Annotated in this window: 23 protein-coding genes; 17 read left to right on the top strand and 6 right to left on the bottom strand. The window is 42.1% G+C overall.

Going from position 1 to position 25,557, the window contains the following annotated elements:
* Window positions 1-23 precede the first annotated feature (23 nt).
* The 4 genes from parC (at window position 24) to ftsP (ending at window position 5,676) form a co-directional block, all read left to right on the top strand.
* Window positions 24-2,270 carry a DNA topoisomerase IV subunit A gene (gene parC, locus AM629_RS02995; RefSeq protein WP_054476005.1) on the top strand — a complete coding sequence of 749 codons (2,247 nt, stop codon included), beginning with the start codon at window positions 24-26 and terminating at the stop codon, window positions 2,268-2,270.
* Window positions 2,271-2,428: 158 nt separating this feature from the next.
* Window positions 2,429-3,157, top strand: coding sequence for a 1-acylglycerol-3-phosphate O-acyltransferase (locus AM629_RS02990; protein WP_054476068.1), 729 nt, complete (start codon window positions 2,429-2,431; stop codon window positions 3,155-3,157).
* 656 nt (window positions 3,158-3,813) lie between these two features.
* Window positions 3,814-4,011, top strand: coding sequence for a hypothetical protein (locus AM629_RS02985; RefSeq protein WP_054476003.1), 198 nt, complete (start codon window positions 3,814-3,816; stop codon window positions 4,009-4,011).
* 249 nt (window positions 4,012-4,260) lie between these two features.
* Complete coding sequence (gene ftsP / locus AM629_RS02980) at window positions 4,261-5,676, top strand: cell division protein FtsP (RefSeq protein ID WP_054476000.1); 1,416 nt, start codon at window positions 4,261-4,263, stop codon at window positions 5,674-5,676.
* Between the two features lie 391 nt (window positions 5,677-6,067).
* Here the strand turns inward: ftsP and degS are convergent, their stop codons facing one another.
* On the bottom strand, window positions 6,068-7,126 hold the full coding sequence (degS, locus tag AM629_RS02975; protein ID WP_054475999.1) for an outer membrane-stress sensor serine endopeptidase DegS: 1,059 nt from the start codon (window positions 7,124-7,126) through the stop codon (window positions 6,068-6,070).
* Between the two features lie 299 nt (window positions 7,127-7,425).
* Between degS and AM629_RS23865 the strand changes: the two genes are divergently transcribed.
* Complete coding sequence (locus tag AM629_RS23865; RefSeq protein ID WP_161804205.1) at window positions 7,426-7,602, top strand: hypothetical protein; 177 nt, start codon at window positions 7,426-7,428, stop codon at window positions 7,600-7,602.
* 297 nt (window positions 7,603-7,899) lie between these two features.
* Here AM629_RS23865 and degQ read toward each other — a convergent pair whose 3' ends face one another.
* Window positions 7,900-9,276, bottom strand: coding sequence for a serine endoprotease DegQ (gene degQ, locus AM629_RS02970; protein ID WP_054475997.1), 1,377 nt, complete (start codon window positions 9,274-9,276; stop codon window positions 7,900-7,902).
* A 477-nt stretch (window positions 9,277-9,753) separates the two neighbouring features.
* Window positions 9,754-10,158, bottom strand: a complete 405-nt coding sequence (zapG, locus tag AM629_RS02965; protein WP_054475995.1) for a Z-ring associated protein ZapG — start codon at window positions 10,156-10,158, stop codon at window positions 9,754-9,756.
* 220 nt (window positions 10,159-10,378) lie between these two features.
* On the opposite strand from zapG, the gene zapE reads away from it, so the two are divergent.
* The 5 genes from zapE (at window position 10,379) to sspB (ending at window position 14,054) form a co-directional block, all read left to right on the top strand.
* Window positions 10,379-11,509, top strand: a complete 1,131-nt coding sequence (zapE, locus tag AM629_RS02960; protein ID WP_054475994.1) for a cell division protein ZapE — start codon at window positions 10,379-10,381, stop codon at window positions 11,507-11,509.
* Window positions 11,510-11,759: 250 nt separating this feature from the next.
* On the top strand, window positions 11,760-12,188 hold the full coding sequence (gene rplM, locus AM629_RS02955) for a 50S ribosomal protein L13 (RefSeq protein WP_011148147.1): 429 nt from the start codon (window positions 11,760-11,762) through the stop codon (window positions 12,186-12,188).
* 15 nt (window positions 12,189-12,203) lie between these two features.
* Window positions 12,204-12,596 carry a 30S ribosomal protein S9 gene (gene rpsI / locus AM629_RS02950; RefSeq protein ID WP_015835738.1) on the top strand — a complete coding sequence of 131 codons (393 nt, stop codon included), beginning with the start codon at window positions 12,204-12,206 and terminating at the stop codon, window positions 12,594-12,596.
* A 296-nt stretch (window positions 12,597-12,892) separates the two neighbouring features.
* The gene (gene sspA, locus AM629_RS02945) at window positions 12,893-13,534 is read left to right on the top strand and encodes a stringent starvation protein SspA (RefSeq protein WP_054475993.1); all 642 of its coding nucleotides are present in this window, start codon (window positions 12,893-12,895) and stop codon (window positions 13,532-13,534) included.
* 4 nt (window positions 13,535-13,538) lie between these two features.
* Entirely contained in the window at window positions 13,539-14,054 is a 516-nt protein-coding gene (gene sspB, locus AM629_RS02940) for a ClpXP protease specificity-enhancing factor (RefSeq protein ID WP_054475992.1), read from the top strand.
* Between the two features lie 534 nt (window positions 14,055-14,588).
* Here the strand turns inward: sspB and AM629_RS02935 are convergent.
* Both AM629_RS02935 and AM629_RS02930 read right to left on the bottom strand, forming a co-directional pair.
* Window positions 14,589-15,197, bottom strand: coding sequence for a plasmid pRiA4b ORF-3 family protein (locus AM629_RS02935; RefSeq protein WP_054475990.1), 609 nt, complete (start codon window positions 15,195-15,197; stop codon window positions 14,589-14,591).
* Between the two features lie 10 nt (window positions 15,198-15,207).
* Window positions 15,208-15,405, bottom strand: a complete 198-nt coding sequence (locus AM629_RS02930) for a hypothetical protein (RefSeq protein ID WP_152911962.1) — start codon at window positions 15,403-15,405, stop codon at window positions 15,208-15,210.
* Between the two features lie 876 nt (window positions 15,406-16,281).
* On the opposite strand from AM629_RS02930, the gene AM629_RS02925 reads away from it, so the two are divergent.
* The gene (locus AM629_RS02925; protein ID WP_054475987.1) at window positions 16,282-17,859 is read left to right on the top strand and encodes a sulfatase-like hydrolase/transferase; all 1,578 of its coding nucleotides are present in this window, start codon (window positions 16,282-16,284) and stop codon (window positions 17,857-17,859) included.
* Between the two features lie 676 nt (window positions 17,860-18,535).
* On the opposite strand, the gene AM629_RS02920 is transcribed toward AM629_RS02925, so the two are convergent.
* Complete coding sequence (locus tag AM629_RS02920) at window positions 18,536-19,111, bottom strand: tyrosine-type DNA invertase (RefSeq protein ID WP_054475985.1); 576 nt, start codon at window positions 19,109-19,111, stop codon at window positions 18,536-18,538.
* 685 nt (window positions 19,112-19,796) lie between these two features.
* Between AM629_RS02920 and AM629_RS02915 the strand changes: the two genes are divergently transcribed.
* The 6 genes from AM629_RS02915 to AM629_RS02890 all read left to right on the top strand — a co-directional run bounded on the left by AM629_RS02915 (window position 19,797) and on the right by AM629_RS02890 (window position 25,552).
* A complete protein-coding gene (locus AM629_RS02915) occupies window positions 19,797-20,336 on the top strand; it encodes a fimbrial protein (protein ID WP_054475983.1) in 540 nt (179 codons plus the stop codon).
* Window positions 20,337-20,413: 77 nt separating this feature from the next.
* The gene (locus tag AM629_RS02910; protein WP_054475981.1) at window positions 20,414-20,965 is read left to right on the top strand and encodes a fimbrial protein; all 552 of its coding nucleotides are present in this window, start codon (window positions 20,414-20,416) and stop codon (window positions 20,963-20,965) included.
* A gap of 19 nt (window positions 20,966-20,984) precedes the next feature.
* A complete protein-coding gene (locus tag AM629_RS02905) occupies window positions 20,985-23,591 on the top strand; it encodes an outer membrane usher protein (protein WP_054475980.1) in 2,607 nt (868 codons plus the stop codon).
* 37 nt (window positions 23,592-23,628) lie between these two features.
* Window positions 23,629-24,378, top strand: coding sequence for a fimbria/pilus periplasmic chaperone (locus tag AM629_RS02900; protein ID WP_054475978.1), 750 nt, complete (start codon window positions 23,629-23,631; stop codon window positions 24,376-24,378).
* A 21-nt stretch (window positions 24,379-24,399) separates the two neighbouring features.
* Entirely contained in the window at window positions 24,400-24,993 is a 594-nt protein-coding gene (locus AM629_RS02895; protein ID WP_054475975.1) for a fimbrial protein, read from the top strand.
* Complete coding sequence (locus AM629_RS02890; RefSeq protein ID WP_054475973.1) at window positions 24,986-25,552, top strand: fimbrial protein; 567 nt, start codon at window positions 24,986-24,988, stop codon at window positions 25,550-25,552. The genes AM629_RS02895 and AM629_RS02890 overlap by 8 nt, the downstream gene beginning before the upstream one ends.
* The last annotated feature ends 5 nt before the right edge of the window (window positions 25,553-25,557 follow it).

The raw sequence follows: 25,557 nt of genomic DNA, 5'->3' as shown, positions 1-25,557 counted from the left end.
AAAAGATTCTGAGGAAATGATGAATGAGTGAGATAACTCATGATGGCGTGGAGCGTTTACCGCTTCGCTCATTTACTGAAACCGCCTACCTAAATTACTCCATGTACGTCATCATGGACAGGGCGCTGCCTTTTATCGGTGACGGTTTGAAACCGGTTCAGCGCCGTATTGTTTATGCCATGTCAGAACTGGGGCTGAACAATACCGCCAAATTTAAGAAGTCTGCTCGTACTGTGGGGGATGTGCTGGGTAAATACCATCCGCATGGTGACGGCGCTTGTTATGAAGCTATGGTGCTGATGGCGCAGCCATTCTCTTACCGTTATCCACTGGTGGATGGACAAGGGAACTGGGGCGCGCCGGATGATCCTAAATCTTTTGCAGCTATGCGTTATACCGAGTCTCGTTTGTCCAAATATGCAGAATTACTGCTGACTGAGTTAGGACACGGCACCGTTGACTGGGTACCAAACTTTGATGGCACGTTGCAGGAACCTAAAATGCTGCCGGCGCGTCTGCCAAACATTTTGCTCAATGGTACGACAGGTATTGCGGTGGGTATGGCGACAGATATTCCGCCTCATAATGCCCGTGAAGTGGCTAATGCACTAGTAACGCTGTTGGATAAACCACAAAGTACTCTTGATGAGTTGATGGAGCATGTCAAAGGTCCTGATTATCCGACTGAAGCAGAGATCATCACTTCTCACGAAGATATTCGCAAAATTTATAAAAATGGCCGTGGTTCAGTGCGGATGCGTGCTGTTTGGTCAAAAGAAGATGGCAATGTGGTCATCACTGCGCTACCGCATCAGGTTTCTGGGGCTAAAATATTGGAGCAGATCGCCAGCCAGATGCGCGCTAAAAAGTTGCCAATGGTTGATGATTTACGTGATGAATCTGATCATGAAAACCCAACTCGTCTGGTTATTGTCCCTCGTACAAACCGGGTTGATTTGGAACAGGTGATGAATCATCTGTTTGCGACAACAGATCTAGAAAAGAGTTATCGCGTCAACCTGAATATGATCGGATTGGATAATCGTCCGACAGTAAAAGGTTTAGTCGAGATCTTGTCTGAATGGCTGATATTCCGCCGGGAAACTGTTCGTAAACGCTTGAATCATCGTTTGGCAAAAGTTCTTAAGCGCTTACATGTGCTGGAAGGCTTATTGATTGCATTCCTCAATATTGATGAAGTCATTAATATTATCCGTAATGAGGATGAGCCAAAACCGATGTTAATGGCGCGTTTTGGTTTAAGTGAGACTCAGACAGAAGCTATTCTTGAACTGAAATTGCGCCACTTAGCTAAACTGGAAGAGATGAAAATCCGTGGCGAGCAGGATGAATTGGCAAAAGAGCGTGATAAGTTACAGGCAATTTTGGGTTCTGAGCGCAAGTTAAACACATTGCTGAAGAAAGAGATCATTGCTGATGCAGCAACTTACGGTGATGAGCGTCGTTCTCCAATGAGAGAACGTGATGAAGCTAAGGCTATGAGTGAGCACGACATTACGCCTTCTGAGCCGGTGACAATTGTACTGTCAGAAATGGGTTGGGTGCGCAGTGCGAAAGGTCATGATATCGATCCGACTGGGCTAAATTACAAAGCAGGAGACAGCTTCCGTGGCGCAGCTCGTGGTAAAAGTAATCAGCCGGTTGTCTTTATTGATACGACGGGGCGCAGTTATTCACTTGATCCTCGGGATCTGCCTTCTGCCAGAGGTCAGGGAGAGCCACTCACGGGGAAATTGACCCTGCCAGCGGGAGCAACGGTAGAACATGTATTGATGGCGCCTGATGAGCAGAAATTCTTGATGGCATCTGATGCCGGTTACGGTTTTATTTGTAATTTTAGTGATTTAGTAGCCAAAAACCGGGCAGGTAAGGCACTGATTACATTGCCAGAAAATGCTAACGTTATAGCGCCGCTGGAAATAAATAACCCGCAGGATGATATGTTGTTGGCAATTACTAGCGCAGGCCGCATGTTAATGTTCCCAGTTGCAGATCTACCCCAGCTTTCGAAAGGGAAAGGGAATAAAATAATTTCTGTTCAGGCGGGGGCAGGAGATGAGCGGTTGGGTTGGTTGTTTATATTACCACCACAATCGTCTATGACACTTTACTTTGGTAAACGTAAACTGACATTGCGCCCTGAAGATCTTCAGAAATTCCGGGCAGAACGTGGGCGTAAGGGAACATCCCTACCTCGTGGGTTGCAACGTATTGAGCGAGTTCAGATTGATACACCACCTTCTGCTTAACGTCTTATCCCAATAGGCGTTATTGTTACAGGCAGTTTGATTCTTGCCCTTTATGACTAAAGAATGGCAAATAAAATAGCCTGATTGGGATGGACTCTAAATTTGGATTAAATAAAACCTTAACGGGCCGGGTGAGGCCCGTTAAACAAGAGGCGGCTATGTTAGCGATTATTCGTGGCATTATTGTTATTTTGTTTTCGATTTTAGTGTGTGTATTGGGGGGTATTTACTGCGTATTTAGACCGCGTAATCCACACCATGTCATGGTATTTGGTCATATGTTTGGTCGATTGTCGAAAGTATTTGGCATCAAAATAATTGAGCGTATTCCTGCCGAAGCCAAGAATTATGGGCCGAGTATCTATATTGGCAACCACCAGAACAACTATGACATGATAACCATGTCTAACGCGGTCCAGCCGAGCACCGTGACAGTGGGTAAAAGAAGCTTGGTGCTGATCCCCTTTTTTGGTCAGTTATATTGGCTGACAGGTAATATTCTGATTGATCGTAATAATCGTGCTAAAGCACACGGCACGATTACTCAAGTGGTGGAACAGATTCAAAAACGCCGTATCTCTGTCTGGATGTTTCCGGAAGGAACACGTAGCCGTGGCCGGGGTTTATTGCCGTTTAAAACGGGGGCTTTCCATGCTGCTATTGCTGCGGGAGTTCCTATTGTTCCTGTCTGTGTCTCTTCCATTGCTAATGGCAATATTAAGTTAAATCGCTGGAATAATGGTACTGTCATTGTTGAAATGCTGCCACCAATTGATACCTCTGGGTATACCAAAGAGCAAGTGCGTGAATTGGCCGAGTATTGTCATCAGGTGATGAAGGCTAAAATAGAAAAGCTGGATAAGGAATTAGAGGTAATAAGGAAATAGAATACGTATTTATAATAGGTTATTTGGTTTGCTATCTTTTCCTTCGAAAGGGTACTCCCGCCGACATAAGGCGGGAGAAGAAAGGGATAAGGCGAATATCGTTATGGAGCCTAATTTTGATATAATTATTTCAGATGGGGATATATGATTTACCTTATTTTTAATTGCTGTGCTAAAAATACCAAAATAATCATTAATGATTATTTTGAACGTTATGCTTGGGTGATGAAGGAGGATTTATATAAATATTATTTATACCCGTTATCTTTCAAGTTGCCTCTTGGTTGGCTGCACTCACTCACCCTGGTCACATAGTTCTCTATGACATAGTTCTCTATGCTCCCGGGGATTAGCTCCCTTGCCATCTCGATGCATCTTGAAATCCGTTGGGTATAAATGAAGTAACAAAAATAACGTTAAAGCAAAAAAATCTGATTTAAATTAGTATTACATCTATTCTAAAAAGAAAGCCAGCATTGCTGGCTTGAAATATTAATAATATTTTATATTTAGTAAATAAGTTATTCTTGTGGGACGGACGGCGATTTCATTAATTGGGCACTCTACTTTAATTATGGGTTGGCCGAGACGAAACTCCTGCTTGAAACCAGTGAGAAATTCCCCTCTGTTTTTGAATTGAACAGAAGGGTAACCTAATGGAAGAAGAGAACCGAGATGGCGGGGCGTACGCAGATAATCTCCAGCAGAAACTGAAAGATTTACATGGCGCTTGGAAATGGTGTTTCGATAAATCCCTGTCAGCAAGCTCCCGGGTATTCAAACATAAAAACATCAACAGAGATTCAATCCGGTTTGTCAACTTTGAAAAGTATTGCCAGTTAGCTCATCGATAGGTAAAACTCCCGGCAGGTATAACGGTTTACTCACTGGGACCGATTTGTGTAATGCATTCAGATAGTTTTAGAATTCGTTTCGTGTTCGCGATATGATGAGCTTTTGGTAAATAATGTTTTTGTTAAGCGCAATCAAAAGGACAATAAACTTTAATAACTTCGGTAATGGGTTATTAGCTTCCGTGGTGGGTGATTGCAAAGTGAGGTACATAACACCCGGAGTTCTATTGTGTTTATCGCGGAGAAAATATGTCATTTAGTCGGCGCCAATTTATTCAGGGATCAGGCTTGGCAATGTGTATCGGAGCTGCTCCTTTTATAGTTCGGGCCAGCAAAAATCAGCAAACTGCTTTGCCGGTTCCCCCTTTATTGGAGTCCCGTGGTGGACAGCCACTATTTCTGACTTTACAAAAAGCACACTGGACTTTTGATGGGCAATACAAAACCAGTGTATGGGGAATTAATGGTCAATATCTTGGTCCGACTGTACGGGTTCATAAAAATGATGATGTGAAACTGATATACAGTAATCGGTTAACTGAACCAGTTTCGATGACGGTCAGTGGATTGCAATTACCGGGTACTCTGACTGGAGGCGTTGCTCGTCAGATTTCTCCGGGAGCTGACTGGTCTCCTGTACTTCCCATTCGTCAGTCGGCGGCAACCTGCTGGTATCATGCCAATACGCCTAACCGGATGGCGCCACATGTTTATAACGGCTTGGCCGGGATGTGGCTGGTGGAAGATGAAACCAGCCGTAATTTACCATTGCCAAAACATTATGGTGTTAATGATTTCCCGGTTATTCTCCAGGATAAACGACTGGATAACTTTGGTGTTCCTGAATATCGGCCAGCTGCTGGTGGATTTATTGGTAATACTTTGTTGGTTAATGGCGTACAAAATCCTTTTATTGAAGTATCCCGTGGTTGGATTCGTCTGCGTTTACTGAATGCATCCAATGCTCGCCGATATCAGTTACAAATCAGTGATGGTCGTCCTTTCTATATGATAGGTACTGATTTGGGATTGTTACCTTCACCCGTATCTATTCAACAAATGTCCATTGCGCCCGGCGAGCGACGGGAAGTATTGATCGATATGTCCAAAGGGGATGAGATTTCTGTTACGGCTGGCGAATCAGCTGGTGTACTTGACCGGCTGCGTGGGTTGTTTGAACCATCTACTATGTTGATTTCTACTACTGTTCTGACCATTAAGGCGACAGGTTTGTTATCTTTGGTGACTGATGAACTACCATCCCGTCTGGTCGATGATTCTATGCAGGTTTCCAACGCAATCCGTAACCGCGAAATTTATCTTGATGATAATACACCAGGAATTAACGGTGTGTTGTGGGATATGAACCGGGTAGATATTACCAGCCAACAAGGGACATGGGAGCGCTGGATCGTGAATGCATTCTCCCCACAACCGTTTCATATTGAAGGTGTACAGTTTAAAGTTATTAGCAACAATGGGGCGATACCACAACCGCAGGATTATGGCTGGAAAGATACTGTCTGGGTTGATGGTCGGGTGGAATTGTTGGTTTATATGAACCAGCCATCTTATGAGCACTTCCCGTTTTTGTATTACAGTCAGATCCTGGAAATGGCAGATCGCGGTTCTGTTGGGCAGTTAGTGACCATGCCCGTCAATTAGCATCATGCCCCGTAAATCCTTGTGGCAACTGATGTTTTCCATACATACCGGGCGTCAGTTTGTCTCAGCTCAGCACCTGTCTGTACCGGCCTAAAAACTTTCTCTTCATGACTACTGGAAGCAAGTGGGAGAATGCATGGCATTCATTGTTTCCGATATGCTTGATGAGCAGGATCGGGCACTTTTCGGGTACCATTACGTTTCATCAGACAGGGCTGCATATTCCCCACGTTCTATGATGAAGCATCATAAAGGGAATAACTTCCCTTAGAGATTTTGAACGGCTGGCACGTTTGGAGTTGGGATGTATCTTTGTCTGTCATGGTATTACACCTGAGCATGCCAGTTTCGGACATTTCATCTCACAACATCAAGGCGGGGAGCACAGTTACTATTCAGCATATTCTTCAATAGTTACTCGCAGTGATAGCAATTTCCCATTACGCAGTAAAGTGACAGGAACGACACTACCGGGACGTATTTCAGCTACTTGATCCATTGTTTCAGCCGCTGAAATAGCCGGTTTGTTATTTACACTGGTAATAATATCACCTACTTTAATACCGACTTTTTGCGCGGGTCCATTTAGGGTCACCTGAAATACCCGTAGCCCCTGAATCTGATTGATATTGCCGTTAGAAGAGCGAATATGTGGAAGCTCCTGTGACGTTATGCCAATAAAACCTCGGATAACCCGTCCGTCACGGATAAGTTTCTGCATAATCTTGGTGGCGAGTTCAGTAGGAATAGCAAAACCCAGTCCTTCTGGGGTTTCACCATTTTCACTTTTGTCGAATGATAATGTATTAATACCCACTAGTTCTCCAGTGGTATTAATCAATGCACCGCCAGAGTTACCCTGATTAATAGAAGCATCGGTTTGGAGAAAGTTTTGGCGTCGGGTAGGGCTTAATCCAACGCGGCCAGTGGCGCTAATAATCCCCTGAGTAATAGTTTGCCCCAGATTGTAAGGGTTACCAATGGCCAGAACGACATCTCCTACATGGGCCACTCTATTTGGATTGATAGTAATGACAGGCAGGTTTTCGGCATCAATTTTCAAGACTGCAAGATCTGTTAGGCTGTCAGAACCTACAATCAGGGCTTCATAAAAATGGCCGTTTTGTAGTGCAACAATAATTTGTCCTGCGTTATTGATGACGTGTTTATTAGTAAGAATGTAGCCTCTATCACTCATAATAACGCCAGAGCCAAGGGTATGATTTTCCCGGCCTTGATGAGAAAAACTTCCCATATTGCTGCTGTAGACGTTAACCACAGCCGGCGCTGCTCGGCGGACACCTTTATTAAAACTGAATGGAACTTCGTCATTACTGTTGCTGGTGATTGCAGATATCAACCCGGTAGGGCGCAACGATGGAACGGTAAGCAGCAAAATTACAGCTACAAGTAATCCTAAAAAAGCAGAACGTAGCAATTTGGCAATCATGGGTATTATTCAGAGTGAGTTAATGAGTCATTGCAGGATAGCATAGAAATTAACAGATACAGCATTACACGGTATTTCGGATTACGGGCTTTTAGTGTTTTGATTATCACTGTTGAGTTTTTATCAATGATAAAACGAGAAAGTTTGTACTGATCGCATTTTTCTATCATTTAGATGGGTTTTTACGGCCTTTAACCTTACGGTTTAGCGCTTTTTTACCCCGAAAATCCCGACTGACTCAGTTTAAATCACGTCTGAACGTGATAAATAGCTGCTTAATCATTAAAGATGAAACCGAAATGATTAAGGATTTTTTGCAGCGGGTAAAAACTGTTAAAACTTTATGTCGATTAAAACCGGAAGTTAAAATAATGACTTTTAGTCATAGCTTAAATCCTGCTGCTCATAAGGCTATCAATAAAAATGAAAAATTGGTTTTGTTAATGCTTATGTACCTCAAGAAAAAAGATAAATAAGAATATACCTGTTATCTTTCAAGTTGCCTCTTTGTTGGCTGCACTCACTCACCCCAGTCACATAGTTATCTATGCTCCCGGGGATTCGCTCCCTTGCCGTCGCGATCCATCTTGAAATCTATTGGGTATAGGTTAATTTATATTAGAGAAAGCAAATCAACCGCCAACATGTTATCTGGAATTTTCGATGATGCGAAAATATCCCTCATTTTTTTAATAGGTTTGTTAGCGGCATAAGACACAACATTACGCTGTGTCTTATGCTGGAATTAGACCGAACTTTTCAGCCTAAAAATATTAATTTCTCAATAACAGATAGATACTTTCTTCACCGCGAAGAATATTCAGTGCTATTACTGGAGGTTTAGCATCAATGACTTTGCGTAACTCATTAATATTCTGTACGCGTTCATCATTAATCCCAACAATCAGATCATTTTTCTGTAAACCAGACATTGCAGCAGGTGAATTTTGCATGACACTATCGATTTTCACACCGTAAGTACCTTTTACTTCACCATTACTCAGGGTTGCACCTTGCAGAGCAAGAGTCAGGTTTCCTGCTTTGGTTGTTTGGCCTTCACTGTTTTCTAGAATAACGGAAACTTCCATTGGTTTACCTTTACGTAATAGACCAATTTTAATTTCTTTACCTGGTACAGTCGTGCCAATTTTTGCCTTCAGCTCAGCAAAGCTATTGATCTTCTTACCATCAACGGAAACCAAGATATCGCCAGATTTAATACCTGCTTTCGCCGCTGAGGATTTTGGTAATACTTCACTGACAAATGCGCCGCGCTGAGCATCAATATTAAATGCCTTGGCGATATCGGAATTCATTTCGGTACCTTTAATACCAAGAATACCGCGTTTGACTTCACCATGAGCGATAAGTTGCTCACTTAGGGTTTTTACCATATTACTTGGGATAGCAAAGCCGATCCCAATGTTACCACCGCCTGGGGCCAGAATTGCGGTGTTGATACCAATCAATTCGCCATTCAAATTAACTAGTGCACCACCGGAATTACCACGGTTAATAGACGCATCAGTTTGGATGAAATTCTCTAGTCCTTCCAGATTCAGGCCGCTACGTCCTAACGCAGAGATAATTCCTGAAGTCGCGGTTTGACCAAGGCCGAATGGATTACCGACTGCGACAGCAAAATCACCCACTCGGAGTTTATCGGAATCGGCCATAGTAATGGCAGTTAAATTCTTAGCATCTTTCAGTTGCAGTAAGGCGATATCTGTCTGAGGATCGCGGCCTAACAATCTGGCTTCATATTCACGTCCATCATTCAATTGCACACGAATTTTATCTGCGTTATCAATAACATGATTGTTGGTTAATATATAACCTTTAGCGGCGTCAATGATAACACCTGATCCAAGTCCTTGAAATGGGCGGGTACTTTCACGGCCCATCGGTAAATTTGGACCGAAGAAGAACTTGAACTCTTCAGGTATATTCTGTTCTTGTTGTACCTGTGTACCGGAAACATGCACACTGACAACGGCAGGCAGTACTTTCTCAAGCATCGGTGCGAGGCTTGGCAACTCCTGACCAGCGATAACAGAGGGTAAAGCGGCGTTACTGACGGCTGGAACAGCCATGACAGACAATCCGATACTGATTGCTAACGCACTGAGGAATAAGTTTTTTCTTTTCATCTAATTTGGTTCTCTTGTATACCTAAGCCAGAAGGCTAACTGCCTATCCCAATAGGGCTATTTTATTTGCCCTTCTTTGTAATAACTAAGTGAACTTGGGCAGTGCTCAGACAAAAGCTTTAGCTTTTGAACTCGCTGTGGTGCGGACCGAAGGGTGAGCGAAGTGAGTCATCCCCACGTACTACGTGTACACTCCGGTTTTTCCGTGCTGTCCGTGTTCACTGTTCATTCATAAGAATGGCTTGCAACAATTACACCTATTAAGACAAGCTCTATAAGTTAACTTGGGCAAGTTGCCGCGATTACTTTATGACTCTTAATTATTAAGTAAAGTTCATCTGGTAAACAGAGTTAGTACATTTTTTTACAGGTATTTACATGATTGAGGAATAAAAAAACAAAACTTCTTGTGAATGGGTAATAGATTTTGCATTTGAAGTTTCTGCTGTGGCATGTTTTATGCCACAGCAGAAGTAGTTACTGGTTTTTGTCATTAATTGGACGGAATAAACCGGAAGCACCATCAGAGTAATCTCTTGGTGGCATTTTAACCGGAGCTTGATCATTATCTGCTTCTGATTCAGTCAGTCGATAACTAAATGGATTTTCTTGTACTGGCATATTCGGCATCAGTTCATGAGAACTTTTAACCATATGTTGATACAGCTGGCGGTAATCGCGGGCCATATTGTCGAGTAATTCTGCACTGTGAGCAAAATGGCCGACTAATTCTTTACGGTATTCTTCCAGTTCTGATTTATTATTCTCCAGTTCAGTTTGTAAGGCTTCCTGCTGGCGCAGCTTAGTATTACCAAAGCGCATTACCAGCGCCCCGATAACAAAACCAACTACCAATCCAATCAGTGCGTACTCCCAAGTCATAGCTACTCCTTCATCAACATCGTTGTTCAGCAGAATGTTTCACTTAATTATCGTCACTATAACCGTTAATCTAGTCAGAGTGGAATATTGATCATGATTTACATATTGTTTGTAGATCTTATTTTGACTCTATTGTAGACAATTGATCAGGTAATAAGGTCAATCTGAATCATAAAAACGACAAAAAACGGGCGATTATTTTTTAAGGATTGTTATTGTCATGTCATCATCGATTACCCCTTCATCATTCTATCAAAAAGCCCTTGCTGAGGGTGAATACCAACCAGATGATGTCCAGCGTCTGGCCGTTACTCAATTGGATGTCATTCACTATGCTCTGGCTAATGCTTTTTCCGGTAATCCAACCAAGCGACAAGGTCTGAAAGGGCGTCTGAGTAAGTTATTAGGGAAACAGATTCCAACAACTTGCATACCCGTTCAAGGTCTTTATATGTGGGGGGGCGTTGGCCGGGGAAAAACTTGGCTAATGGATATGTTTTACCAGAGTTTACCGGGTAAGAGGAAACTGCGGTTGCATTTTCATCGTTTTATGTTGCGAGTGCATGAAGAGCTAAAAGAATTACAGGGACATGAAAATCCTCTGGATATTGTGGCTGATGGTTTTAAAACAGAAACAGACGTACTCTGTTTTGATGAATTTTTCGTCTCCGATATTACTGATGCCATGATTCTTGGAACATTATTGGAAGCTCTGTTTGTAAGAGGGATCACCTTGGTTGCAACATCCAATATTCATCCTGATGGGCTTTATCGTAATGGCTTACAGCGGGCTCGTTTCTTACCGGCTATTGAACAGATTAAGAAATATTGTGATGTAATGAATGTGGATGCGGGTATTGATTACCGGCTGCGAACTTTAACACAGGCTCATCTCTATTTTACGCCGTTAAATAAAGATAACGAACGGGCTATGGATCAAATGTTTATCCGTTTAGTGGGAAAAAGCAGTGAGCAAGCACCGGTGCTAGAAATTAACCACCGGCAAATGCCAGCAATTCGTAGCGCGGATGGTGTACTGGCAATTGGATTCAAAGTGTTGTGTGAAGATGCGCGCAGCCAGATGGATTATATTGTTTTATCAAAACTTTATCACACCGTTTTGTTATATCAGGTTCCGGTAATCATGTCTGGTAATGAAAACGCAGCCCGTCGTTTTCTTGCCCTCGTTGATGAATTCTATGAACGGCGGGTAAAACTTATCATCAATGCTCAGGTGCCGATGGCGCAAATTTACCAAGGTGTTTTGCTAACTTTCGAATACCAGCGTTGCCTGTCTCGTTTGCAGGAAATGCAAAGTGAAGAATATCTGAAATTACCTCATTTGCCTTAATTCTGGGTTTACCTTGTGTACGGAATGAAAGCTGATGTAAATATTTAAATTGGGGTCGATTTTTATTTATGACTTCTCTATAATCTTGCGACCCCACGTTACAGCAACGTTTTTTTTCCCAAAAACTTGCATAGTGCCGGCATAGGCTATTCGAAGGGGTAGGTTTGCTGGACAAAAGTCGTGTGAACCTCGGCAGTTTTTGAACCTTGAGTGTTCACCAACGTGTAACTTATTTATTGGGTAAGCTTTAATGAAAACTTTTACAGCTAAACCAGAAACCGTAAAACGCGACTGGTATGTTGTTGACGCAGATGGCAAAACTTTAGGCCGTCTTGCAACTGAAGTGGCTCGTCGTCTACGCGGCAAGCATAAAGCGGAATACACTCCGCATGTTGATACTGGTGATTACATCATCATCGTTAACGCAGAAAAAGTTGCTGTAACTGGCAATAAGCGTTCTGATAAAATCTATTATCACCACACTGGCCACATCGGTGGTATCAAGCAAGCGACCTTTGAAGAGATGATTGCCCGCCGTCCTGAGCGTGTAATTGAAATCGCGGTTAAAGGCATGCTGCCAAAAGGGCCACTGGGCCGTGCAATGTACCGTAAGCTGAAAGTTTACGCAGGTAGCGAGCACAACCATGCGGCACAGCAACCGCAAGTTCTGGACATTTAATCGGGATCATAGGCAATGGCTGAAAATCAATACTACGGCACTGGTCGCCGCAAAAGCTCTTCCGCACGCGTCTTCATTAAGCCGGGTAGCGGTAACATCGTAATCAACAAACGCAGCCTCGAAGTTTACTTCGGTCGCGAGACAGCGCGCATGGTTGTTCGTCAACCATTAGAGCTGGTTGATATGTTGAATAAACTGGATCTGTACATCACTGTTAAAGGTGGTGGTATTTCTGGTCAGGCGGGTGCAATCCGTCACGGCATCACCCGTGCACTGATGGCATACGACGAAACTCTGCGTTCTGATCTTCGTAAAGCTGGCTTCGTTACTCGCGATGCTCGTGAAGTTGAACGTAAGAAAGTGGGTCTGCGTAAAGCACGTCGCCGTCCACAGTTCTCCAAACGTTAATTTTTGGCCTTTATGGCAATGAGTTAATGTTCAAACCCGTCTTTAATGGCGGGTTTTTTTACTTAATATTATCCATACACTTCCCCCAAAATGTACAAAATCTGGTAGACTAGTGCCAACTTTTGCCTCATCCATTTATCTGCCTACTATCCTGAACGATGATAATTGTGTTGAGTAGTGCATCCCGTATCTACAGTTGCGGCGCAGAAACATAAAGGGTGAGAATGAATGAGCAGGAATAGTCGTTTATAGAGTGGGACTATTCGTTCTTTTTTTAGATAAACTTGGAGGTTTTCATGGCTGTCGCTGCCAACAAACGTTCGGTGATGACTCTGTTTTCAGGCCCGGCCGACATTTTTAGCCATCAAGTGCGAATTGTACTGGCGGAGAAAGGTGTCAGTGTTGAAGTTGAGCAGGTTGAGGAAGGTAATCTACCACAGGACCTTATCGATCTGAATCCTTATCAGACAGTTCCTACTTTGGTTGATCGTGAGCTAACGCTATATGATTCCCGCATCATTATGGAATATCTGGACGAGCGTTTTCCTCACCCACCATTAATGCCAGTGTATCCGGTTGCCCGTGGCTCCAGCCGTTTGATGATGCACCGTATTGAAAGAGACTGGTATTCCTTGATGCACACTATTGAGAAAGGTAATTCTCAGGAAGTTAATACTGCTCGTAAACGATTAGCAGAAGAATTGCTAGCAGTGGCACCAATATTTAAAGAAATGCCATTCTTTATGAGTGAAGAATTCAGTTTGGTTGACTGCTATCTTGCCCCTTTATTGTGGCGTTTACCTGTACTGGGTATAGATTTGCCAAGTTCTGGCACTAAAGATTTACAAATTTATATGCAGCGTGTTTTTGAACGTGATGCATTCTTGGCTTCATTAACAGAAGTTGAACGCGAAATGCGCTTGCAATCCAGGAATTGATTTTATGGAGCTGTCTCGAATGTCTCCCCGTCGCCCTTATTTGTTACGTGCTCATTACGAGTGGCTACTAGATAATAATATGACTCCATATCTGGCTGTAGACGTAACTTTATGTGGAGTTAATGTGCCGATGGAATATGCTCGTGATGGGCAGATTGTGCTGAATATAGCACCGAGAGCTGTTGGTAATCTTGAATTAGCTAATGATGAAGTGCGCTTCAATGCCCGTTTCGGCGGTGTTCCACGTCAGGTTTATGTACCGATGGCGGCGGTTATTGCTATTTATAGCCGTGAGAATGGGGCGGGAATGATGTTTGAGCCTGAAGCAGCTTATAACGATGAATATCTTTTTGAGTCTGCTTCAGATAAAAATGAGATTGGTACCTCTGCATCTGCGACAGATAACTTGGTACTCGTTACTGATACCTCTAGTGATGCTGAAGGTGATAGTGGAACTTCACCTGATGATGAGCCACCAAAACCGACAAGAGGGCGCCCTACTTTACGGGTAGTTAAATAATCAATTAAAAGACGGTAGGTGTGTCGCTTAATGGCGATATATTCATAACTGTCCTCATGAAAAGATTAAAATCCGGTGATTATTTATCATCGGATTTTTTAATGTATATTATTGCCTGTATACCCTATGGATTTCAAGATGCATCGCGACGGCAAGGGAGTGAATCCCCGGGAGCATAGGTAACTATGTGACCGAGTGCAGCCAACAAAGCAGCAGCTTGAAAGATGAAGGGTATAAACTATTTTGTTCAACCCCATTTTATAATATCTTAGAAAATCATTTTATTTAATAATATTATCATTGAATTAAATCAGATAATTAAAATGGAAGTTTTTAAGTTTTATTTGGTTTTTTTATAACCAAATTAACCATGTAAAATGAGTTAAATCTTGCTCTGGTGTAAAGACCTGTGCAGTTTGCCAGGGGTTAATTTGGAACGCCAGCGAAACTGCACTCAATATATTATCTGTTCCATGAGAAAAAGCCGCTCAAATTAAGCACCAAGGTCCGTAATAGTCATTCATCTGAAATTTTTCAGTCCCACAAGGGTTGGTAGCGATCGCGTGACCAACGATAATAAAGTGCTAAAAAGGCATTAATATAGTCTGGCGAGAATAGCTCAGGGTTGAAATGCCCACTTTCAGACAAATCAAGTAATTCATTTACCCATTGCAGTGTTTCCTCATATTCATCGTGGGAAGGATCATTGAGTATTTCAATTAAATTCTCATATCCATAAACACCTCCGGTATCTTCAAGAGGGCAGGCGCGTGCGCCATCCAGACAATAGATAGGAAGAGGAAGATTATTCTCAGGATAATTACTGTTTTCTAAGATAATTTCATGCTCCCAATTATCGCCAAAATCATAAATATAGCTAAACGTTCTGCCTTTTTGTTTAATTAAATCCATCAGGCGATATAAACCTTCTTCCTTTCCATCAGATGGCTCTTCTGGCATTTCCGTTAGCCGCTGCTTGCCAATACGAAATTCATGTAAGTGGCTATCTTGCCATCCCATCACGATTTGTATCGTATCATGCAGTCTGTCGAGTGGAATCGAGGCAGGAACGACAAATCGTCGCCAGATAGCGGGTTGTGAATCTATGAGGGTAATTTTTAACTGATAGAATTTCTCGTTCATTACTTATCTCCTAAGGGTTTCGGAATGATTCTTTCAACGTGTTCCATCTGTTGTCAATATTTCGTTGAATCTTTTTAGTTAAAACTGTCGGAATACCGACAGTTTTAGCTTCCTTATGAAAGTCTTTGGTGATGTCATAAATTTCAGTAGCTATATTGATAATTGCTTTTACCCCAGATAATCCGGCTTGACCTGCCATTAATTCCATTATTTTTTTGTTATTTTTGAGCCGCAGCCGTTGAAGGCTGTCATATGTTCATTATGGCGTGATGGGCTATATATAATGTCGTAGAAAGGAGAGATATTCCAGTTGTTATTGTCATCAGCTAGGAAAGCGATGGACATCCTAGTTTACTATCAGATAGTTAAATATGGCTCAGTATATACCCTTCATCTTTCAAGTTGTTGCTTTGTTGGCTGCGTTCACTTACCCCAGTCACATCGTTATCTATGCTGCTCCTGGGGATGCGTTTTCTTGCCGCCGCGCTGCAACTTGAAATCTATTGGATATATAATTTGGGTTATAATTTTTTTCTCTTCATTTTACTGAAGTAGATAAAGTATTCTTTAAAGAATGACGTATTTCTTACTATGGTTAATTATGATATTAACTTTTTAATCTGTGGATCAACTCTGTTTTGCCTTTGACCGCGAGTGGCATGATTAATCGGGTATTCATTTCGGTTTTCATGATCGGGACTGGAATATCTTAATGTTCTTGCTATTAATAAAAAAATGCATATCATTTACATCTTGTTAATCAAATATTGAAGATTAATTATTGTAAATTTTATATTCTACTTAGGGTAATCGTTAACGAAATTATAGTAGATTAGTGGGGTGTTTTTATGTGTTCGCTTAACCTTTTCGTGTAGAAGCTTGAGTGATGTTGCTTAAGGTTATCTAAAGAATAGATGAAATTTGGAACATGATTTGTTGAATAAAAATATGGGTGGAATTGATCTCATGTAGGGTGATAGTTAATTAGTTAAAGGTATTCTCATTTCGCAAAATAACCCATCTTGATAAGATATAATCATTAATGCTTTAGTGTTTTCTCCGTAGAGTAAGGAAACGAGTTAATATGCCGTTGAGTAAGAAAATTCGAGAAACTTTCATTTTGATGTGCCTATTTGGTTTTATCACGCTGGCTCATTTAAGCCTTGGCTATCAATTAAAATTAATATATGTATTCAGTGCTTTTTCAATCTTAATATTGTTATCCAATTTTAGCTATTTAATATATTATACCTTTATATTTGCTATTGGATTAATTGGGGTGATTTATTCTCCAGTAGGATTGACTTATGGTTATCCTGATATAAATTCAATAGGGTCTTTAATATATACTAATAAAAATGAGACTATTGAATTTATCAGTGGGCTTCCTTTGTTTACATATTTAGTTGTATTAGTAACCATGATTTTAATGCTTTTATCTCTAAAGGTAAAAGTAACATTGAAGAAGAGTCATGTAGGATTTCTTTCCCTGTTTTTTGTTTTATCCGCTTTCTGGTCACCGGTAAGAGGATATATCCAGTCTGATTTCGATCCGGATTTTAATCTATTAGCCTCTGGATTACCGGAAGTTAGGTTTTTTAGTGATATAGTTGAGAGCTATAATGAGGTTAATTCAGAAAGAGTCAAATTTGCTGAAATAATAAAACAGAAAGACTCCTGGCAGCCTATTGTAGAAAAAAATAAATATGAAACATATATCATGGTGATTGGGGAAAGTGTCAGAAAAGATTTTATGAATACATATGGTTTCCCTTATAATAATACGCCGTGGCTGAATAAAGCCAATGCTAAAATATTTACAAATTATATCTCTTCAGCGGCATCGACTCAGCTATCTTTAACGAATTCACTGGCTTTAAGAAACGACAATAGCATCGATTTAAACAACAGTATCATAACGCTGGCAAAGAAAGCGGGCTTTTATACCTATTGGATATCTAACCAAGGTATAAAGAGTGCTTTTGACTCTCCGGTTGCTTTAATTGGGCAACAGGCAGATAGCTTTAATTTCCTTAAAAGTGGAAGTTCTGATGATCGGCGTTATTTACCTGATGATAAGTTAATGCCTTATATAAAAAAAGCGTTAACGTCAGAGGAAAAGAAAAAATTTATTGTTATTCATTTGATGGGGTCTCACCCTCAAGCGTGCGTCAGAACGAATGGAAAATATGATCTATTTTTGCAGTCAGAAGAAATTTCTTGTTATGTAAAAAGTATCGATAATACAGACAATCTTCTTTCTGAAATTGCGTCAGAGGCTAATCATCATCATTCTAAATGGACTATGATGTATTTTTCAGATCACGGGCTTTCTTATATCGATAAAGGGACAGAGCAGGAAAATCTGACGCATAATGATAGAAACAAACAGAGTTTTCAGGTGCCACTTTTTATCACCGGCAGCGATTACCATCACCGTGAAGAAATAACGGAGCAGAGAAGTGGGTTACATTTTCTGACGTTATTTTCTCAATGGCTTGGAATAAGAGAAAAGAATATTCCTAGTGATTGTAATATGCTTTCTAATGGGAAATGTAGTGGGCAAGATAATATTATTACATTTAAAGGTGAAGTGAAAAATTATGATAAATTAGGTGAGGATTTCCTAGATGTGCAATTCTCATCGAAAAAGACTCATTAGTCTATTTATAAATAATTTTTAATAGTCATGATAGTGATAGTTTTATCATTAATTATTTGACTGCTCGGTGAAATTGAATGGAATAAGAGCATCCTCTCCCTGAGGAAAAATCAGGGAGAGTAAATTCCCTTATCATTCTCATGTTTTTTAATCGCTAATCCATTTGTGCTGTTTTTTCTTGTTATCTCAGTAATTAGCCAATATCCATACTCATGGCGAGAAAATATGCATTTCCTTTAGTTGCTTGTGGTGATTGTCCTTATTGTAACCAGCGATCTATCCACATCCTGAGAGAATGTAGATTGATTATTAATTTAATTATATACCCGTCATCTTTCAAGTTGCTGCTTTGTTGGTTGTTTTCACTTACCCCAGTCACATCGTTATCTATGCTCCTGGGGATGCGTTCACTTGCCGCCGCGCTGCAATTTTAAATCTATTGGGCATATATGTTAAATATACATTTTTATATAATAACATCATCTGTTAATTTCTAAAAAATTTATTCTAAAATTCTTTATAAGAAATAGTGCTTAATAATGTTAATAATTATATTGGAGAATGGAAAAATCCTCATCAATATATGGACGAGGATTTTTAATAATCAAATGATATTTTTGGATTTTAAAATAAATAACCGCTAGTATTACAATGTCTTTTATCAAAATTAGATATTTTAATCGAGTAGCCCTTTTGCAGGAACTTCCCATATTCTGGAAAATCGTTTTACATTGCTTGCTGTATAAATAACGGTATGGGATATATTGCGGTGACCGAGATAATCTTGAATAAGGCGTGTATCCCTTCCCAGATCAGCGAGAGCATAACCGCAGGCATGTCTTAACATATGTGGATGAGGTGAAATACTGATTAATGCTTGCCTGCCATAGCGCTTTAATAAACCATAAACTTGTTGGCGTGAAATAGCGCCTGATTTTTGTGATAAAAAGACCCACGATGTATTTGATTCTCGCCAGCTCTTTCTGATGTTAAGCCATTGATTTAATGCATTAAGCTCTTCTGGTACTAATGGGTGTATTGTTGATAATCCCCCTTTTAATCGCCTGACATGAATAATTTCCGAGCTAAGATCAAGATCGGATAGTGTTAGATTGCATAGCTCACTGACTCTAAACCCATGAATGAAGCACATGAGTAACATGCAGTAATCCCGTTCAGCATGACGACCCTGACGTGCTTTTTCTAAAATCGCATCAATTTCATGTCTGGTTAAGAATTTACGCTTCTTCATGAAAATAGTTCCTGTGAAATTTGAGCAAATAGTTATGGGTAGAAAATAATATTAATCTACCGGAATATATCAGTTGATAGAACTTTTATAAAATTATTGGCTGGTAATTCTATTTATTTTGGACAAAATCTATAAATACCGTTTTTAGATAGTCATAAATAGTCATTTTTTAATAGAAAATATCAGCTTGTAAGCTTTGTAATTATATATTTGGAAATTATTAGGTAATAAAAAGAAACTAAACAGAATGCACCAAACTGTAAATATGTTCCTACAAAACCACCTCTTAAGTCAAATTTTGTGTAATGCCAGATTGCCAATATTTAACTATTTATAATATAGAGAGTTTTTTCAGTATTTTTTACTATTTTTCATGTTTTATGATTTATTGATTGTAAAAAAATAGTTGGTTCATCTAAATTCAATCAGGTATTAGTTAATGACTCAGATTATAAATTCAAAGTTTAATTAAATTTTGGATAATTATTTTTAATTATTATTAATGTTTAGTATTTTTAACCAAATATAACAGTTTGGTGCATTTTGTTTGGTTTTAAAAAATATTAATCAGAGATTTTGAAACCCTATTTTGCGCTGGATATCGAGTGCATGGAATTGAAATCCTGCACTGCTATTTTTTTATGGTTATAGGTGTTTTATCCTTAAATTCAAGGAATTAACTTACATGAAATTGAATAAATTGGTTATGGCTCTGGGATTGGGTGTGGTTTTAGCTGCGGGTTCTGTTAATGCAGCTAATCCTAGTCAAGGTCATGGAACTGTGACTTTTACGGGTTCTATCATTGATGCACCTTGTTCTATCACACCGGAAACGGTTGATCAGGTTGTACCAATGGGCGCTATTTCCAACGCAGCTTTGAAAGGCGGTGGCCGTTCTTCCTCTAAGTCGTTCAAAATTTCTTTAGAAAACTGTACTACCGATACCATAAGTACAGTAACAACGACATTTGTTGGTGCTAAATCCCGTATAGCTGGTGGTGATGGCCTGTTGGGTATCGAAGGGACTGCTAAAGGTGCAGGTATTGCGATCACTGATGCAGGCGGGAATAAGATTAAACTGGGCACACCTTCGCCAGCTATAGCGCTGTACGATGGTAATAATGATCTCAACTTTGCTGCTTATCTTCAGGGAGATACCTCACCTGATGCAGTAGTTCCCGGTGAATTCACTGGCATTGCCAATTTCCAACTGACTTATCAATAACTCTTTCATGCATGGAAACGCTTACAGGGAATAAGCGTTTCCTAATCAAAGGTATTGAGTTTAGCTGGAGAAATATCATGAACCAATATGTTGCCGTCGTTGTGGTGCCCTGCTTGCTAATGTTTTCTTGCATTGTTGGTGCAGCTGAAGTGACTGTTCTACAAGGAACGCAAGGGTATGGCCGCGTTAGCATGCAAGGAGCCATCATTGATACGGCCTGTGCGATTGATGCAGGTAGTCGTGACCAGACGATTGAGTTGGCCACTATTCCTGTAAGTCGGGTGATACGTGATGGACAGGGGCCGGAGCGTCCCTTTTCCATCCGCCTGATTAACTGTGTATTCACTTCTGCTACATCGGATAAACCAGATTGGCGCCACTTTCAGGTGACGTTTGATGGTGTGCCGGATGGCAACAATTTCCGGTTATACGGTGTGACACAAGGTGTAGCGTTGCAAATTACGGATATACAGGGCAATCAGGCTTATCCCGGAACTCCACTACCGGTTGGAGTTTTACAGGAAGGGCACATGACTCTTAATTACGCGATGCGTTTGGTGGGTAATCACCAGTTATTGCAGGCGGGGCAGTATCGAACCACCGTTCGGTTCAGACTGGATTATTACTAATCACCGATCAGAGAATGTTATGGCTTTGTTTTTGGGTTTGACCGCTGAATATGACAAGGTGGTCTCGGTTCGGTGTGTACTGAAATCTCTTACTGTTTTGGTATTGTTCGCTCTGATGGGTACGCATGTTGCGTATGCGGAAGAAGAAATTGAATTTAATACGGATGTATTAGATGTTCAGGATCGTTCGCGAATTGATTTAAAAGAATTTTCCCGTGCTGGTTACATCATGCCAGGGGATTACCAGATGATGGTACGTCTGAATAAAAGTGAACTGTCGGAGATGCCGGTGACTTTTATGGCACCACCAGATGATCTGAGAGAGAGTGTGGCATGTCTATCGCCTGATTTGGTGAAACAACTGGGGTTGAAAGCGGAGTGGGAATCAAAGATTACTTGGTGGAATAACAATCAATGCCTGGAGATTAAAACGCTACCCGGCATGATGGCGCGTGGAGACTTGGGCAGCGATACGTTATATCTGAGCGTACCGCAGGCTTATCTTGAATACAGCTCGTCAGATTGGGACCCGCCGTCACGTTGGGATGAGGGAATATTGGGGATGTTGTTTGATTACAACGTCAACGCTCAAGTATCCAAACTGGCTAAGGGAAACAAAAATCAGAATGTTAGCGCCAATGGTACAACTGGAATAAACCTTGGGGCATGGCGTTTGCGGGCAGACTGGCAGGCACAATATAACCACGTCACTGGCCGGGCAGGTAGCACAGAGAAGAATTGGGACTGGAGCCGTTACTACATGTACCGGGCAATACCCCATTTGCAGGCCAAGCTGACGCTGGGTGAGGATTATCTCAATTCAGGTATTTTTGACAGCTTCCGTTTTACCGGGGTGAGTTTAGTCACTGATGACAATATGTTGCCACCGAACCTACGGGGTTATGCACCGGAGGTGACAGGTGTGGCGAAGACGAATGCCAAAGTAACTATTCGTCAACAAGGGCGGGTGCTGTATGAGACTCAGGTTGCGCCGGGTCCATTCCGTATTCAGGATATCAATAATGCGGTCAGTGGCAAACTGGATGTGCGAGTGGAAGAGCAGGATGGCGGTGTACAGGAATTTCAGATTGATACGGCAAATATTCCTTATCTGACTCGTCCGGGCCGGGTGCAGTACAAACTGGCAGCGGGTAAGCCGACCAATTGGAAGCACCATAGTGAGGGCCAGGGTTTTGGTGTCGGGGAATTTTCCTGGGGGATAAACAATGGTTGGTCACTGTATGGCGGGATATTGGGGGCTGGAGATTATAACGCATTGTCGTTGGGGCTAGGGCGTGATCTGATGGCCTTTGGTGCACTTTCCTTTGACGTCACGCAATCCCGCGCTCATTTACCGGATGAGGATCAAACTCTGATAGGAGGGTCTTATCGCCTGAGTTATTCCAAACGTTTTGAGGAGTACGACAGCCAGGTGACTTTTGCTGGTTATCGCTTCTCGGAGCGTGATTTCATGAGCATGAGTCAATATATGGATCGCCGTTATCACGATGGTGATGCGGAGAGTGGAAAAGAGCTCTATAGCATCATGCTGAATAAACAGTTCACAGCTTTGGATATCAGCACCTACCTGAACTACAGCCATCAGACTTACTGGAATCGGCCGAATAATGATCGCTATAACTTATCTGTATCGCGCTATTTTGCTATTGGAACCTTTAAGAATATTAACCTGAATCTGTCTGCTTATCGTAATAAATATGAAGGTAAGAATGACGATGGCATGTATTTGACGTTGTCCTTGCCGTGGGGACATTCAGGAACTATCAGCTATAACGCAATGGTTAATCGGAGAGGTAATTCCAACACTGTTGGTTATTACGGGCGGATTAATGAGAACAATAACTATCGTTTAGCGGCAGGTACCAGTATTGACGGCAAGGCGGTGGCTAACGGTTACGTCACTCATTACGGTGACCACGCCCAATTGACGACAAGTGCGAGTTATCAGGATGGACATTACACCACGGCAGCACTTTCTGTTCAGGGAGGAGTGACCGCCACAACGGAAGGAGCGGCACTGCACCGCATCAATATGCCGGGGACGACTCGCTTAATGGTGGATACTGAGGGTGTGGGGGGCGTACCGGTGAAAGGTTTTGGCGCGATAGCCCATACCAATATGTTCGGTAAGGCGGTGATCCCTGATGTGAATAACTACTACCGCAACAGTGCGAGCATTGATTTGAACAAACTGCCCGACAATGTGGAGGCAATACGTTCAGTACAACAGGCAACACTGACGGAAGGCGCAATTGGCTACCGTAAATTCCAGGTGATATCTGGGGAGAAGGCAATGGGATTGATCCGTCTGTCAGATGGGAATACGCCACCGTTTGGTGCAACAGTGCTGAATAAGGATAAACGGGAAATTGGTATCGTCAATGATGGCGGGAGTACTTACCTGAGTGGGATAAATCCGGGTGAGAAGCTGGATGTGCGCTGGGATGGTGAGTTGCAATGTGTGATTGAGTTGCCACCCAAGTTACCGGCGGTAGAAGAAATGGCTTCGTTGTTGTTGCTGTGTCAATTGACCAGCGGTAATAACGACTACAGTACGAATACCGTGTCGTCGTCACCAGAGCTGATGGCGGCGACCCTTAACTAATTCTGAAATGACATATTTTGAGAATGAGTACTTGAGCATGAAATTGAAGAACATGATAAATGCAGCAACGATCGCGGTCCTGAGTCTATCAGTGATCAGTGAAGCAATGGCAGCCATTGCGCTGGATCGTACTAGGATAGTGTTCAATGGTGAGGACAAATCCACCAGTATGGACATTAGCAACCAGAACAAAGAGTTGCCGTATTTGGCTCAGGGTTGGATAGAGGATGAACAGGGCAACAAAATCAATGGTCCGTTAGTGGTGACACCGCCAGTACAGCGGGTGGAGCCGGGAGCGAGGAGCCAGGTGAAAATACAGTCATTGCCAACAACCGTACAGTTACCACAGGATCGGGAGAGTCTGTTTTATTTTAATCTGCGTGAGATTCCGCCACGTAGCAAGAAACCGAACACATTACAGATTGCGTTGCAAACCCGGATAAAACTGTTCTACCGACCAAAAGCGATTTTTGCTAGCCGCGTCGTTCTGGATAACCCATGGCAGGAGAAAATGACACTAACGCGGCAGGGTGACCAGTATCAGGTAAATAACCCGACACCGTATTACATTACCGTAGTGGATGCGTCGAACCAACTTAAGGGACAGACCGTGACAGGTTTTCAGCCGTTGATGGTGGCCCCCAAAAGCAGTGCGGTGTTGAGCGGTAGTGCGAGGGTACTGGGGAGTGCGCCAGTGTTAACGTATATCAATGATTATGGAGGCCGACCACAACTGACTTTTAGTTGTGCCGGGGACCATTGTCAGGTGGCTAAGCGTTCGTCGTGATGGGCGAAGCGGGGAGGGACCATGAACATAACACGGACTGGCTGTGTGCTGGCGTTGGCAATTCTGCTGATACCCGTGACGGTGAGTCAAGCGGTGGATAAGCGGGCAGTGGATCTAAATGGTCACCATGGTGAATTACATGTGTTTGGTATGCTGACTGAGGCAGCATGTCATCTCGAGATGACCTCTGAATGGCAGGAAGTGAATCTGGGGATGACGCCGAATAGTGATTTACGCCGACCAGGGGATAAAGGCACATCGATACCATTTACATTGAAGTTCCGTGACTGTTTGCAGACCAAAGGAGCCGTGCGTGATACACGGACCGGTAATCTGACGTGGAGTCATTTGCAGCCGGTGGTGACGGTGAGTTTTGTGGCACCAGCGGATCGGGATTATCCTCATCTGGTGCGAGTGATGGGGATTTCCGGGCTGGGGTTACAGATAACGGATAGTGAGAATAATGATATCCGGTTGGGGGAACGGGGGCGCCCGCGTTTTGTCGCAGCGGGACAGGATAGTCTGGAATATTACGTGACGCCGGTACGGACGCCGAGAGCACTGGGAATCGGACAATACCGGGCAGTTGTTGATTTCAGGGTGAATTATGATTAGGTTTCCGCGAATAAAAAGACCGTATTACCGACATAAAAAACTGAGCATATTACTGCTTGGTGGTTTGTTAAGTGTCAGTGCTCAGGCTGATTTACCGACAAAAAGGATAAATGTAGCGGCAATACCGATGAATGATCCTTCAGGTAAAACGCCGGTCAACATTTATGGGGTTGTTATCGCTCCGCCACCTTGTGAGATAAATAATGGTAATACCATTGATGTGGATTTTGGTGAAGTGATGATTACCCAGATTGATGGGGTCAATTACATGAAGCCAGTTAAATACACGGTGACGTGCGAAAAGATGCCGGCCAATGCCATGAAAATGATGATATCGGGCAACACTGCCAGTTTTGATCGGACCGCACTAAAAACTAATCAGGCTGGGCTTGGGGTTGCTGTTATTCATAACGGACGGAAATTACCTGTGAATGATTGGATGAAATTTACTTATCCCAATTTTCCTGAACTCCATGCGGTGCCAGTAAAAGAGATGACTGCGGTATTGAAAGGCGGCAGTTTTGGCGCTGGAGCCACGATGATGGTTGAGTACCAGTGAACAGG

The sequence above is a fragment of the Photorhabdus heterorhabditis genome, from assembly GCF_001280945.1.
GTDB classification, from domain to species: domain Bacteria; phylum Pseudomonadota; class Gammaproteobacteria; order Enterobacterales; family Enterobacteriaceae; genus Photorhabdus; species Photorhabdus heterorhabditis.
Note: the sequence above shows the minus strand (reverse complement) of the source record. Positions and strands in the feature narration are given on the sequence as shown.

Bases quoted from the DNA above. Each gene is read 5' to 3' on its own strand.
- AM629_RS02930 (WP_152911962.1), bottom strand. From the start codon at position 15,405: ATGGAATTAATGGCAGGTCAAGCCGGATTATCTGGGGTAAAAGCAATT.
- AM629_RS02990 (WP_054476068.1), top strand. From the start codon at position 2,429: ATGTTAGCGATTATTCGTGGCATTATTGTTATTTTGTTTTCGATTTTA.
- sspB (WP_054475992.1), top strand. From the start codon at position 13,539: ATGGAGCTGTCTCGAATGTCTCCCCGTCGCCCTTATTTGTTACGTGCT.
- AM629_RS02905 (WP_054475980.1), top strand. From the start codon at position 20,985: ATGGCTTTGTTTTTGGGTTTGACCGCTGAATATGACAAGGTGGTCTCG.
- AM629_RS02915 (WP_054475983.1), top strand. From the start codon at position 19,797: ATGAAATTGAATAAATTGGTTATGGCTCTGGGATTGGGTGTGGTTTTA.
- rpsI (WP_015835738.1), top strand. From the start codon at position 12,204: ATGGCTGAAAATCAATACTACGGCACTGGTCGCCGCAAAAGCTCTTCC.
- rplM (WP_011148147.1), top strand. From the start codon at position 11,760: ATGAAAACTTTTACAGCTAAACCAGAAACCGTAAAACGCGACTGGTAT.
- parC (WP_054476005.1), top strand. From the start codon at position 24: ATGAGTGAGATAACTCATGATGGCGTGGAGCGTTTACCGCTTCGCTCA.
- degQ (WP_054475997.1), bottom strand. From the start codon at position 9,276: ATGAAAAGAAAAAACTTATTCCTCAGTGCGTTAGCAATCAGTATCGGA.
- degS (WP_054475999.1), bottom strand. From the start codon at position 7,126: ATGATTGCCAAATTGCTACGTTCTGCTTTTTTAGGATTACTTGTAGCT.
- AM629_RS02910 (WP_054475981.1), top strand. From the start codon at position 20,414: ATGAACCAATATGTTGCCGTCGTTGTGGTGCCCTGCTTGCTAATGTTT.
- ftsP (WP_054476000.1), top strand. From the start codon at position 4,261: ATGTCATTTAGTCGGCGCCAATTTATTCAGGGATCAGGCTTGGCAATG.
- AM629_RS02925 (WP_054475987.1), top strand. From the start codon at position 16,282: ATGCCGTTGAGTAAGAAAATTCGAGAAACTTTCATTTTGATGTGCCTA.
- AM629_RS02935 (WP_054475990.1), bottom strand. From the start codon at position 15,197: ATGAACGAGAAATTCTATCAGTTAAAAATTACCCTCATAGATTCACAA.
- zapE (WP_054475994.1), top strand. From the start codon at position 10,379: ATGTCATCATCGATTACCCCTTCATCATTCTATCAAAAAGCCCTTGCT.
- zapG (WP_054475995.1), bottom strand. From the start codon at position 10,158: ATGACTTGGGAGTACGCACTGATTGGATTGGTAGTTGGTTTTGTTATC.
- AM629_RS02920 (WP_054475985.1), bottom strand. From the start codon at position 19,111: ATGAAGAAGCGTAAATTCTTAACCAGACATGAAATTGATGCGATTTTA.
- AM629_RS23865 (WP_161804205.1), top strand. From the start codon at position 7,426: ATGATTAAGGATTTTTTGCAGCGGGTAAAAACTGTTAAAACTTTATGT.
- AM629_RS02985 (WP_054476003.1), top strand. From the start codon at position 3,814: ATGGAAGAAGAGAACCGAGATGGCGGGGCGTACGCAGATAATCTCCAG.
- AM629_RS02895 (WP_054475975.1), top strand. From the start codon at position 24,400: ATGAACATAACACGGACTGGCTGTGTGCTGGCGTTGGCAATTCTGCTG.
- AM629_RS02890 (WP_054475973.1), top strand. From the start codon at position 24,986: ATGATTAGGTTTCCGCGAATAAAAAGACCGTATTACCGACATAAAAAA.
- sspA (WP_054475993.1), top strand. From the start codon at position 12,893: ATGGCTGTCGCTGCCAACAAACGTTCGGTGATGACTCTGTTTTCAGGC.
- AM629_RS02900 (WP_054475978.1), top strand. From the start codon at position 23,629: ATGAAATTGAAGAACATGATAAATGCAGCAACGATCGCGGTCCTGAGT.